The 12,561-nt window shown below is 71.0% G+C and carries 9 protein-coding genes; 6 read left to right on the top strand and 3 right to left on the bottom strand.

What is annotated here, in order from left to right; translation table 11 throughout:
* Positions 1 to 7: 7 nt before the first annotated feature.
* The 4 genes from iolB (at position 8) to ACFY30_RS31500 (ending at position 5,922) form a co-directional block, all read left to right on the top strand.
* The gene (gene iolB, locus ACFY30_RS31515) at positions 8 to 829 is read left to right on the top strand and encodes a 5-deoxy-glucuronate isomerase (RefSeq protein ID WP_390848545.1); all 822 of its coding nucleotides are present in this window, start codon (positions 8 to 10) and stop codon (positions 827 to 829) included.
* Positions 826 to 2,709, top strand: coding sequence for a 3D-(3,5/4)-trihydroxycyclohexane-1,2-dione acylhydrolase (decyclizing) (iolD, locus tag ACFY30_RS31510; RefSeq protein WP_390848544.1), 1,884 nt, complete (start codon positions 826 to 828; stop codon positions 2,707 to 2,709). The genes iolB and iolD overlap by 4 nt, the downstream gene beginning before the upstream one ends.
* A gap of 14 nt (positions 2,710 to 2,723) precedes the next feature.
* Positions 2,724 to 4,226: a CoA-acylating methylmalonate-semialdehyde dehydrogenase gene (gene mmsA, locus ACFY30_RS31505; RefSeq protein ID WP_390848543.1), complete on the top strand. Its 1,503-nt coding sequence runs from the start codon at positions 2,724 to 2,726 to the stop codon at positions 4,224 to 4,226.
* Positions 4,227 to 4,524: 298 nt separating this feature from the next.
* Positions 4,525 to 5,922, top strand: a complete 1,398-nt coding sequence (locus ACFY30_RS31500; protein ID WP_390848542.1) for an APC family permease — start codon at positions 4,525 to 4,527, stop codon at positions 5,920 to 5,922.
* Between the two features lies 1 nt (position 5,923).
* Here the strand turns inward: ACFY30_RS31500 and ACFY30_RS31495 are convergent, their stop codons facing one another.
* The 3 genes from ACFY30_RS31495 to ACFY30_RS31485 form a co-directional block, all read right to left on the bottom strand.
* Positions 5,924 to 6,751, bottom strand: a complete 828-nt coding sequence (locus ACFY30_RS31495) for an aminoglycoside N(3)-acetyltransferase (RefSeq protein WP_390848541.1) — start codon at positions 6,749 to 6,751, stop codon at positions 5,924 to 5,926.
* 16 nt (positions 6,752 to 6,767) lie between these two features.
* Positions 6,768 to 7,940 carry an FxsB family cyclophane-forming radical SAM/SPASM peptide maturase gene (locus tag ACFY30_RS31490; protein WP_390848540.1) on the bottom strand — a complete coding sequence of 391 codons (1,173 nt, stop codon included), beginning with the start codon at positions 7,938 to 7,940 and terminating at the stop codon, positions 6,768 to 6,770.
* A gap of 89 nt (positions 7,941 to 8,029) precedes the next feature.
* Positions 8,030 to 8,785, bottom strand: coding sequence for a hypothetical protein (locus ACFY30_RS31485; RefSeq protein WP_390848539.1), 756 nt, complete (start codon positions 8,783 to 8,785; stop codon positions 8,030 to 8,032).
* Positions 8,786 to 8,998: 213 nt separating this feature from the next.
* On the opposite strand from ACFY30_RS31485, the gene ACFY30_RS31480 reads away from it, so the two are divergent.
* Both ACFY30_RS31480 and ACFY30_RS31475 read left to right on the top strand, forming a co-directional pair.
* A complete protein-coding gene (locus tag ACFY30_RS31480) occupies positions 8,999 to 11,638 on the top strand; it encodes an alpha/beta fold hydrolase (protein ID WP_390848538.1) in 2,640 nt (879 codons plus the stop codon).
* Positions 11,635 to 12,489 (top strand): ABC transporter permease, encoded by an 855-nt coding sequence (locus ACFY30_RS31475; RefSeq protein WP_390848537.1) that lies wholly within the window; start codon positions 11,635 to 11,637, stop codon positions 12,487 to 12,489. Before ACFY30_RS31480 ends, ACFY30_RS31475 begins: the two co-directional genes overlap by 4 nt.
* Positions 12,490 to 12,561 lie beyond the last annotated feature (72 nt).

Raw genomic sequence — 12,561 nt, 5'->3', positions numbered from 1 at the left:
GGGCCGCATGAACAACGACCTGTACCTCGCGCGCGGTACGACCGCCGACGCGGACCATGTGCTCGACATCGACCCGAAGCGGGCCGGCTGGACCTACAGCAGCCTGCGGATCGTCGAGCTCGAGCCGGGCGGCACCCACACCCTCACCACCGGTGAGAGCGAGTGGATCGTGCTTCCGCTCGAAGGCGGATGTACCGTGCAAACAGATGGAAAAGAGTTCCAACTCCTGGGCAGGGAAAGCGTGTTCGCGTCGGTTTCCGACTTCGCGTACGTTCCCCGCGACGCCCGGGTCACGATCGCCTCCGGCGCGGGAGGCCGCTTCGCCCTGGCAGGAGCGAAGTGCGAGCGACGACTCCCCGCCCGCTACGGCCCCGCGCCGGAGGTCCCCGTCGAGGAACGCGGCAGCGGCACCTGCGCCCGTCTGGTGCGCAACTTCGCCTCCGCCGACGCCTTCGACTGCGACAAGCTGATCGCCGTCGAGGTGATCACCCCCGGCGGCAACTGGTCCTCGTACCCGCCGCACAAGCACGACGAGCACCGGCCGGGCGAGGAGGCCGAGCTCGAGGAGATCTACTACTTCGAGATCGACGGACCGAACGGCTTCGGATACCAGCGCGTGTCCCCCTCGCGTGAGGGCGGCTCCGACGTCCTCGCCGAGGTCCGCTCCGGCGACGCCGTCCTCGTCCCCGACGGCTGGCACGGCCCGTCGGTCGCCCAGCCCGGCCACGCCATGTACTACCTGAACGTCATGGCCGGCCCCGGCGCGACGCGGGAGTGGCGGATCTGCTTCCACCCGGCCCACGTAGAAAGCACAGGGGGTTACCGATGACCTCGACGACGAGGCTGACGGTGGCGCAGGCGCTGGTGCGCTTCCTCGCCGCCCAGTACACCGAGCGCGACGGCGTACGGCAGCGGCTGATCGGCGCGACCTGGGGCATCTTCGGCCACGGCAACGTCGCCGGCCTCGGCCAGGCGCTGATCGAGTACGGCGACGACATGCCGTTCCACCAGGGCCGCAACGAGCAGTCGATGGTGCACGCCGCGGTCGGCTACGCCCGCCAGTCCAACCGGCTCTCCACCCACGCGGTGACGACGTCCATCGGCCCCGGCGCGACCAACCTGGTCACCGGCGCCGCCCTGGCCACCGTCAACCACCTCCCGGTCCTGCTGCTGCCCGGCGACATCTTCGCCACCCGCGTCGCCGACCCGGTGCTCCAGCAGCTCGAAGTCCCGTACGCGGGCGATGTGTCGGTCAACGACTCACTGCGCCCGGTGTCGAAGTACTTCGACCGTGTCACACGGCCGGAGGCCCTGATCCCGGCGGCCCTCCAGGCCATGCGGGTCCTCACCGACCCGGTGGAGACCGGCGCCGTCACCCTCGCGATGCCCCAGGACGTCCAGGCCGAGGCCTACGACTGGCCCGAGGAGTTCTTCGCCGAGCGCACCTGGGTCGTACGACGTCCGGGCGCCGATCCGACCGAGCTGGCCGAGGCCGTCCGCACGATCCGCTCGGCGAAGCGGCCCCTCCTCATCGCGGGCGGCGGTGTCCACCACAGCCGCGCCGAGGAGGCCCTCGCCGAGTTCGTCCGGACCACCGGCATCCCGGTCGCCTCCACCCAGGCCGGCAAGGGCTCCCTGCGCCACGACCACCCCCAGGACGTGGGCGGCATCGGACACACCGGCACCGCGACCGCCGACGAACTGGCCCGCACCGCGGACCTGATCATCGGCGTCGGCACCCGCTACACCGACTTCACCACGGCCTCGGGCACCCTGTTCCAGGGCGAGGGCGTCCGCTTCCTCAACCTCAACATCGCCTCCTACGACGGCCACAAGCTCGCCGGACAGCCGCTGATCGCGGACGCCAGCATCGGCCTGGCGGAGCTGACGGCGGCCCTGCGCACACACGGCCACCGGGTCGCGGACGCGTACGTCAGCGAGTACAGCGAGGACAAGGAGCGCTGGGAGCAGCGCGTCGACGCCTGCTACGAGGCCGAGGAGCCCGACGTGCGCCCGACGCAGCCGCAGGTGCTCGGCGCCCTCGACGCCCTGGCCGACGAATCGGACGTGATCATCAACGCGGCCGGTTCGCTCCCCGGCGATCTGCACAAGCTGTGGCGGGCACGCTCGAAGGACCAGTACCACCTGGAGTACGGCTACTCCTGCATGGGGTACGAGATCCCGGCGGCCATCGGGGTGAAGTTGGCCGCGCCCGAGCGGAACGTCTGGGCGCTGGTCGGCGACGGCACGTATCTGATGATGCCGACGGAGATCGTGACGGCCGTGCAGGAGGGGATCGCGATCAAGATCCTGCTCGTGCAGAACCACGGCTACGCCTCGATCGGCGGGCTCTCGGAGTCCGTCGGCGGTGAGCGGTTCGGCACCGCGTACCGCTTCACCTCGGAGGACGGCACCTTCACGGGCGCGCCGCTCCCCGTCGACCTGGCCGCCAACGTGGCGAGCCTGGGCATGCGCGTGCTGCGCGCGAAGACCGTCCGCGAGTTGCGCGAGGCCCTCGCCGAGGCGCGCGCCGCCGACACTCCCACTTGTGTCTACGTCGAGACCGAAACGGCCGACACTGTGTCGGGCCCGCCGCCGGCGCAGGCCTGGTGGGATGTACCTGTGGCCGAGACCGCGACCCGAGCGTCCGCGGTGAAGGCACGAGAGCTGTACGAACGGCACGTCTCCACCCGACGCCGCCATCTGTGAAGGAGTACTCGGTCATGACGAAGATCGTCAACCACTGGATCGGCGGCAAGACCGTCGAAGGCGCGTCGGGTACGTACGGGCCGGTCACCGACCCGGCGACCGGCGCGGTCACCACCAAGGTCGCGTTCGCCTCCGTCGACGAGGTCGACGCGGCGGTGGCGGCCGCCAAGGACGCCTATGTCACCTGGGGCCAGTCCTCGCTGGCCAAGCGCACGGAGATCCTCTTCCGCTTCCGCGCGCTGCTGGACGCCAACCGTGACGCGATCGCGGAGCTGATCACCGCCGAGCACGGCAAGGTGCACAGCGACGCGCTGGGCGAGGTGGCCCGCGGTCTGGAGATCGTGGACCTGGCCTGCGGGATCAGCGTGCAGCTGAAGGGCGAGCTGTCGACGCAGGTCGCGAGCCGGGTGGACGTGTCGTCCATCCGCCAGCCGCTCGGGGTCGTCGCGGGCATCACGCCGTTCAACTTCCCGGCGATGGTCCCGATGTGGATGTTCCCGATGGCCATCGCGTGCGGCAACACGTTCGTGCTGAAGCCGAGCGAGAAGGACCCGTCGGCGTCCATCAAGATCGCCGAGCTGCTGGCCGAGGCAGGTCTCCCGGACGGCGTCTTCAACGTCGTCCACGGCGACAAGGTGGCCGTCGACCGGCTCCTGGAGCACCCGGACGTCAAGGCCGTCTCCTTCGTCGGCTCGACCCCGATCGCCCGCTACATCCACACCACGGCCTCCGCCAACCACAAGCGCGTCCAGGCCCTGGGCGGCGCCAAGAACCACATGCTGGTCCTGCCGGACGCGGACCTGGACGCGGCCGCCGACGCGGCCGTCTCCGCCGCCTACGGCTCGGCCGGAGAGCGCTGCATGGCGATCTCCGCGGTCGTGGCGGTGGGCGCGATCGGCGACGAGCTGGTGGAGAAGATCCGCGAGCGCGCCGAGAAGATCAAGATCGGCCCCGGCAACGACCCGGCCTCCGAGATGGGCCCGCTGATCACGAAGGTGCACCGCGACAAGGTCGCCTCCTACGTCACGAACGCGGCCTCCGAGGGCGCCGAGGTGGTGCTGGACGGCACCGGCTTCACGGTGGACGGCTTCGAGGACGGCCACTGGATCGGCATCTCGCTGCTGGACAAGGTGCCCACGACGGCGAAGGCCTACCAGGACGAGATCTTCGGCCCGGTGCTGTGCGTGCTGCGCGTCGACACCTACGAAGAGGGCGTGGCGCTGATCAACGGCTCGCCGTTCGGCAACGGCACCGCGATCTTCACCCGGGACGGCGGCGCCGCCCGCCGCTTCCAGCTGGAGATCGAGGCCGGCATGGTCGGCGTGAACGTCCCGATCCCGGTCCCCGTCGGCTACCACAGCTTCGGCGGCTGGAAGGACTCCCTCTTCGGCGACCACCACATCTACGGCAACGACGGCACGCACTTCTACACCCGCGGCAAGGTCGTGACCACCCGCTGGCCCGACCCGGCCGACGCCCCCGCGGGCGTGGACCTGGGCTTCCCGCGCAACCACTGAGCCCCACCCACCAGGCGTCAGGCCGTCCGGATTCCGGACGGCCTGACGTTTTTTTGCCGCCCGGGGTGCGGTTCCCGTATGGCCCGCCAAGGCTGACAGGCTTAGCCGGAGTGCCGTAAACGCGCGTCCAGCCCTCTTTGATCTACGGATTCCGTAGGCAAACACCTATTGACGCAGCGGTTTCCGTCGGGATTCCATGCAGCCGCCGGGAGCGGACGAAGCACGTACGACCGAAGCCGCCGGAGGCGATAGCGCTCCCGCCCCTCACCCCGCCGCACGAGTCGATCGGAACCGCCGCATGACCGACACGCTCCGCCCTGTCGAGACCGCCCTCCCTCAGGCGCCCGACAGTCCCCAGAAGCTCAAGCGCTCCATCGGAGTCGTCGGCGGCACCCTCCTCACGCTGTCCTGCGTGACCCCCGCCTCCACCCTCTTCGTCGTCGTCCCGGACCTGTTCGGCTCGCTCGGCACCGCGACCGCCCTCACGATCGCGATCGGCTCGCTGCTCTGTATCGCCGTGGCGTTCTGCTACTCGGAGCTGGGCACCCTCATCCCCAGCGCGGGCGGCGAGTACGCCATGGTGTCGACGATGGCCGGACGCCTCGCCGGCTGGCTGGTCTTCGTCCTGTCCCTCCTCGTCGTCATGATCGTCCCGCCGGTGATCGCGATGGGCACGGCCGACTACCTCGCTCCGATCGTCCACCTCGACCCCTCCCTCGCGGGCGCCGGCGTCATGCTGCTCGCCACCCTGGCCGGCCTGCTCGACCTGCGCGCCAACGCCTGGATCACCGGCGTCTTCCTGGTCCTGGAGGTCATCGCCGCCGCGGTCGTCGCGGTCCTGGGCTTCGCCCACGGCCACCGCGGCCCCGGCAGTCTGGTCTCGATGCAGGTCGCGGGCGCCGACGGGGGCACCGACACCGTCACCGCCGTGCTGGTCGTCTCCGGCCTCGCCATCGCCCTCTTCGTCACCCAGGGCTTCTCGACCGCCGTCTACCTCTCCGAGGAGCTGGAGCACCCGCGCCGCAACGTCGCCCGCACGGTCCTCGCCACCCTCGCCATCTCCTCGGTGATCATCCTGGTCCCGGTCGTCGCCATCACCTTCGGCGCCTCCGACCTCGCCGAACTCACCGGCGGCGACATCGGCTCCATGGTCACCGCCTGGTCCGACTCCGCCGTCGGCACCTTCGTCAGCCTCTGTGTCGCCCTCGCGATCATCAACGCCGGCATCGTGATGGTCATCCAGAACTCCCGCGTCCTGTTCGCCTCCGCCCGCGACAAGGCCTGGCCCGAGCCCGTCAACAACGTCTTCGCCAAGCTCGGCCGCTTCGGCTCCCCCTGGGTCGCCACCCTCGCCGTCGGCGTCCCCGGCGCCGCGCTCTGCTTCGTGAACCTGGACACCCTCTACGGCGTCACCGGCGTCTCCGTCACCGGCATGTACCTGCTCGTCGCGGTGGCCGCCCTGCTCTCCCGCCGCGGCCACCACCGGCACATCCCGGCCTGGCGCATGCCCCTGTGGCCCGTCGTACCGGTCCTGCTGATCGTCGTCCTCGGCTACATCCTCACCCAGCAGGAGACGGGCTACCTCCTGTGGACCGGCGGCATCACCGCCGCCGCCACCCTCTACTGGGCCCTCTACCTCCGCCCCCGCCCCGACACCCGCTGGCTGGTGACCCTCCCGGAGGACGCGCGGGTCTGAGTCACGTGCCGCGGCCCGGGCGGCGGGAGGGCAGCCACGTCACGGCGTGGTCGACGGCCTCCCGGATGCCGAACACCCGGGCCGTGGTCCGCCCCGCGGGGCCGGTCCTGACAGAGGCCCCGCTGCGCTCGAAGGACATGCCGAGCTCCGTGAAGTCGCCGTCGTCCAGCGCCACGTCCGTGTAGCTCCACCAGGTCCGCCTGCCGCCGACCCGGATCACGCAGTGGTACTCCTGTGTCGGCTGCTCCGGCACCCGGTACTCGGCCAGGTGGAACGCGGTGCAGGAGGCGAACCCCACCCCCAGGAGCAGTACCCGGGCCCCCTCGTCGTACAGCCGGGCCAGGGGCGAGTGCTCGCCGAGGTGGCACCGCGGTGAATGGCCGGAGACGATCTTCCGGGCCAGCGGACCGACAGCCGCGAACGACGTCTGCGGATGATCGCTGCGCAACGCCTCGGGATGCGTGCGCACCTCCTCGGCGAGCCGTCCGGTCGACAGGGCCGGGGTGCGCCGGCGGTCGAATGCGGGCATTCGGTCCCGGAGCTCCGCCACCTGCTCGGGGGTCAGTCCTCGGACGCGCCGCCGGTAGACGGGGGACGTGTCGGAGTTCTCCGGGGTGAAGGTGGGCACCACGAGCGTGCCTTCGGGCCCCAGCGCGGCACGGAGCGCTCGCACCACCGTCCGGCTGTCGCCCCGCACCGGGCCCAGGCTGCGCAGCGAGGCATGCGTGATGACGACTCCGCCGGGACCGACCCCGAGGGCCCGGAACTCCTCGGTGAGCGTCGCCTCGTCGACGGCCGGCCGGTACGGAGGACTGTCGAGCTTCCGCATGATGACCTCTCCCGCGTCAGTCCCGGAATCGCTGCTGGAAGTGGGTGATCAGTTCGGTCAGGTCGCGGCAGTAGACCGACGGATTGTCGAAGCCGTGGCCGGAGCGGAAGCGGTGGGCGTAGAGTCCGCCGCCGCAGACCTGAACCAACGGGCACGATCGGCACGTGGCGCACAGGTCCGAGAGTCCCCGTCTGCGTTCCCGGAGACCGGGATGGTCGGAGACGTCGTCGAGGCTGTGCGAGAAGACGTCCATCCCCGTCTGCGGCGCACCTTCGTAGGCCGTCTTGAGGGAGTCCGCCTGTTCGATGGTGCCGTCCGTCTCGATCACCACGTGATCGACGGAGGTCGTACCCGTGGACTCCACGAAACTCGGGCCGCCCGCGAGCAGACTGAGGATGGATTCGAAGAGCCGCACCGGCACCGGGCGGCCGGTCGCGAACCATTCGTCGGCGATCGCGATCAGCCAGTCGGCATAGGGGGTCGGCCGGCCGTCGTGACGAGCGGGCGGCTGGTCCCAGGTGGCGTGCGGGAGCAGGAAGTCCACCCGGGGAGGGGCCGCCGCCAGTAGGGCCGAATAGACCTGCAGCGGGTCGTTCCGCGTGTCCACGGTGCACAGCAGTCCCGCGAAGAGATGCCGGTGGCGCGGTTCGTTGAGCAGCCGCACCCCCCGCAGGACGTGGTGGTGGCTGCCGCGGCCGTCCCGGAACCGCCGGTGGCGGTCGTGCGCCGACCGGTCGCCGTCCAGGGATACACCGACCTTGATGTCGTGTTCCAGGAAGAGCTCGCAGAAACGCTCGTCGAGGCGTACGGCGTTCGTCTGGAGGCGCAGGTCGAGCCGGCAGTGGCCGGACAGCGCGGAACGGAACTCCTCCGCGATGGCGCGCAACCGCGCGGGTCCGGCCAACAGCGGTTCGCCTCCGTGCAGGACGACGTGGACGGTGTCCAGCTCGTGTGCAGCGGCGTGCTCGGCGATCCTCTCGGCGGTCCGTACGACCACGGGTAAGGGAATGACCGACGGCCGGCCGCGCCAGCTGCTGTCGGCGTGCTCGTAGATGTAGCAGTGGTCGCACGCGAGATCGCAACGGCTGTGCACCTTGACCACGAACTGGCGCAGGGACTGGGTGGCAGGAGCAGTGCCGCGGTCCTCAGATGCAGGAATTGAAGGTGACGACCCAGCGCCCTTCGCCATCCCCGGCCTCCGTTCCGCTTCCCGGCCCGCTCGCCGCCGTGAGCAGCGCCCGCCTCGGGCCGCCGTGTCCGGGCGGGGAGGGCACCTCGTCATGAACCTTCTGCGGCGGCGACGGCGCTGCGGATTTCGACCTCGGCTGCCCGGAGGCAGTGGAGGATTCGCTCATGGGTGTCTCCTACGGCATCGGTCACTCGTATGCGGATGTATAAGTTGTCGAGCAGGGAGAGCGCCGGTACGGAAAGGCGGACGGCGTACAGCCCGTCGCGGTCGGTGGTGACACCGATCGGCGTCCCGGCGCCGAGAGCGTTGAGATCGAAATCCTTCCCGAGGCGTAGGCCCAGTGCTTCGAGTTCGGTGACGGTGGCTTCATATCCCTGCCATTGAATGTCCGCGGCGGGGGTCATTTCGCCTTTGGGCTGCACATGGTATTCGAGGCTCTCCAGGGTGCCGCTGTGCATTCCGCCGTTCCGGATTGCCACGACCCACACGAACCTGCCGTTCATGGCCGGCAGGTCGCTGCTGACATAGCCGTTCCAGCCGATGATCGGCCGTACCGCCCGGGCGAACTGGGCGCGGGCGAACACGAAGCCGAGGGAGACCGCGAGCAGGCTCGACAGAGCCTCCTGGTCGAGGAGCGCGAGTCGCCACGGCCAATGGTCCCTGGCAGGCGCCGTGATATTCCCCCTGATCGTTTCCCAGATCGCCATAACGGTCAGTACGGCGAGCAGAACGACCGGTGTGGTGAAGAGAACCGGACTTCGGTGTACGCGGCGCTGGCTGTCGTCCAGATGCCCGGACCCAGGTATGGGGGTGCCACCTGTCATCGAGTCGGTCTCCGCCTTCATCGGCAGGTGCTCAGTGCCGGACAGTATGGCAGGGAGGGAAATTCTCCACCAGAAGGACTTCCGGACTGCGCATGACCGGGACGTGTGGGACGGAAGAGCGGGTGTGTACCGCGGCTGGTGTACGCATGTGGGGTCACGTACGTCCCTGGGAGGGCGTGGAGTTCGGTCTTCGGTCGACAACTCCCCGACAGGTCGACCCCGTACCGTTGAAGCATGGATCTTCGACTGCCCGGTCTGCGAGGACCGCGGCGGCCGCGGCGGATCGTCTCCGCGGCGGCCGCCGTCGTCGTACTCGCCGGTGCCGGTACGTGGGCGGCCGCGGCCTCCTCCGACGACACGCGGACCGTGCGCCGCGCCGACCGGGTCATGGACGTCGACGGAGTACGGCTCGACACCTCCTACTACACCTCCGCCGACGCCGGCCGCCGCCCCGCCGTCCTCCTCGGCCACGGCTTCGGCGGCACCAAGGACGATCTGCGGCAGCAGGCCGAGGACCTCGCCCGCGACGGGTACGCGGTCCTGACCTGGTCGGCGCGCGGCTTCGGCAAGTCCACCGGCAGGATCGGCCTGAACGATCCCGAGGGCGAGGTCGCCGACGTCTCGCGGCTGATCGACTGGCTCGCCCGGCAGCCCCTGGTCCAGCTGGACAAGAAGGGCGACCCGCGCGTCGGTGTGGCCGGCGGCTCCTACGGCGGCGCGATCTCCCTGCTCGCCGCCGGGTACGACGACCGCGTCGACGCCATCGCCCCCTCGATCACCTACTGGAACCTCGCGGACGCCCTGTTCCCCGACGGCGTGTTCAAGAAGCTGTGGACCGGCATCTTCTTCAACACCGCCGGCGGCTGCGACAAGTTCGAGCCCGCGCTGTGCGCGATGTACAACCGGGTCGCCGAGTCCGGCACCCCGGACGCCGCCGCCCGTGAGCTCCTCGAGGAGCGCTCGCCGTCCGCCGTCGCCGACCGCATCAAGGTGCCCACCCTGCTCGTGCAGGGCCAGGCCGACTCCCTCTTCACCCTCGCCCAGGCCGACGCGGCGGCGAAGGCGATCCGCGCCAACGGCGCGCCCGTGGACGTCGACTGGATCGCGGGCGGCCACGACGGCGGCAACCTGGAGACCAGCCGTGTGCAGGCCCGGGTGACCGCCTGGTTCGACCGCTACCTCAAGGACGACAAGGGCGTCGACACCGGCCCGGCCTTCCGCGTCACCCGCACCGGAGGCGTCGACTCCACCGACGGCACGGTCCCGCTGCGCGGCGCGAGCGCGGACTCCTACGCCGGCCTGGCGAACGACCGCAGGACGGTCAAGCTGACCGGCCGCGAGCAGAGCTTCGACAACCCCGCCGGAGCCAGCCCGCCCGCCCTCTCCGCCCTGCCCGGCCTGGGCGGCTCCAGCCTCGGCCGGCTCTCGGCGTTCGGCGTCGGCGTCTCGCTCGACTTCCCCGGCCAGTACGCGGCCTTCCAGTCGGCGCCGGTCACCGGCGACCTGCGGATCACCGGATCCCCCACCGTCACCGTCCACGTGAAGTCCACGAGCGACGACGCCGTGCTCTTCGCCAAGGTGTACGACGTCGGGCCCGGCGGCAGCCAACAGCTGCCCTCCCAGCTGGTCTCGCCGGTCCGCGTCGAGGGCGCCGGGAGCGGCAAGGACGTCACGATCACCCTCCCGGCGATCGACCACGACATCGAGGACGGCCACCGGCTGCGCCTGGTCCTCGCCTCCACCGACCTCGGCTACGCCTCCCCGGTGGCGCCCGCGACGTACACGGTCTCCCTGAAGAGCGACCTGAAGGTGCCCACCGCACCCGCCGTGACGACCGCGGCCGCCCCCCTCCCGTCCTGGGTCTGGTGGCTGCCCCTCGCCGGCGCGGGTCTCGCCCTGGCGCTGCTCCTGACCGGCCGCCGCCCTACCGTCACCCCCGCCCCCGACCCGGAGCTGGCCGAGGTCCCGCTCCAGATCAGCGGCCTGAGCAAGAAGTACGCGGGCGGCGACCGCTACAGCGTCCGCGACCTCTCCTTCCGCGTGGACAAGGGCCAGGTGCTCGGTCTCCTCGGTCCCAACGGGGCCGGCAAGACGACCACCCTGCGCATGCTGATGGGCCTCATCAAGCCCGACGACGGCGAGATCCGCGTCTTCGGCCACGCCATCCGCCCGGGTGCCCCCGTCCTCTCCCGGGTCGGCGCCTTCGTCGAGGGCGCGGGCTTCCTGCCGCACCTCACCGGCCGGGAGAACCTGGAGCTGTACTGGCAGGCCACCGGCCGCCCGGCCGAGGACGCCCACCTGGACGAGGCCCTGGAGATCGCCGGCCTCGGCGACGCCCTCGCCCGCGCGGTGCGCACCTACTCCCAGGGCATGCGCCAGCGCCTCGCCATCGCCCAGGCCATGCTCGGCCTGCCCGACCTGCTGATCCTCGACGAGCCGACCAACGGTCTCGACCCGCCGCAGATCCGTGAGATGCGCGAGGTGATGATCCGGTACGCGGCGGCCGGGCGCACGGTGATCGTCTCCAGCCACCTGCTGGCGGAGGTCGAGCAGTCCTGCACCCACCTCGTGGTCATGGACCGGGGACAACTGGTCCAGGCCGGTCCGGTCGGCGAGATCGTCGGCTCCGGCGACACCCTCCTGGTCGGCACCGCCGCACCCGTGGAGGAGCCGGTCGTGGAGAAGGTGGCCGCGCTGCCCGGCGTCGCCTCCGCCGTACGCACCGACGGAGGCCTGCTCGTACGGCTCGACCCGGACGGCACCGCCCGGCGCCTGGTCGCCGACCTCGTACGGCTCGACGTGCCCGTGCAGTCCGTCGGCCCGCACCGTCGCCTGGAGGACGCCTTCCTCACCCTGATCGGAGGTTCCGCATGAGCACGCTCACCGAGGTCGCCTCCGGCTACCAGGCAGGCCGCACCCTGCCCCTGCGCGTCGAACTGGTCCGCCAGCTCAAGCGCCGCCGCACGCTCGTCATGGGCGGCATCCTCGCCGCCCTGCCGTTCGTCCTGCTCGTCGCCTTCGCCATCGGCGGCGAGCCGGGCGGCCGCAACGACCAGCTGACCCTGATGGACACGGCGACCGCCTCGGGCGCCAACTTCGCCGCGGTCAACCTGTTCGTCTCGGCGGGCTTCCTGCTGGTCATCCCCGTGGCCCTGTTCTGCGGGGACACGGTGGCCTCGGAGGCCGGCTGGTCCTCCCTGCGCTACCTCCTCGCGGCACCCGTGCCCCGGGCCCGGCTCCTGTGGTCCAAGCTCGTCGTCGGCCTCGGCCTCAGCCTGGCCGCGATGGTCCTGCTGCCGGTCGTCGCCCTCGCCGTCGGCACCGCCGCCTACGGCTGGGGGCCGCTGGAGCTCCCCACCGGCGGCTCGCTCGACTCGGGGACGGCGGCACAGCGGCTGGTGATCGTCGTCGGGTACGTCTTCGTCTCCCAACTGGTCACCGCCGGACTCGCGTTCTGGCTGTCGACGAGGACCGACGCGCCCCTCGGCGCGGTGGGCGGCGCGGTCGGCCTGACCATCGTCGGCAACGTCCTGGACGCCGTCACCGCCCTCGGCGACTGGCGCGACTTCCTGCCCGCGCACTGGCAGTTCGCCTGGGCCGACGCCGTCCAGCCCACCCCGGAGTGGTCCGGCATGCTCCAGGGCACGGCGGTCTCCGTGACGTACGCCCTCGTGCTGTTCGCCCTGGCCTTCCGGGGGTTCGCCCGCAAGGACGTGGTGTCGTAGGCCGGCGGAGGATCACCCTCCGGTCTCGACGACCAGCCCTCGTGGCCTGTTCGAGACCCATCCGCAACCCCC

It is taken from the genome of Streptomyces sp. NPDC000345, assembly GCF_042898825.1.
Lineage (GTDB): Bacteria > Actinomycetota > Actinomycetes > Streptomycetales > Streptomycetaceae > Streptomyces.
This window is presented reverse-complemented; position numbering and strand designations above follow the sequence as displayed.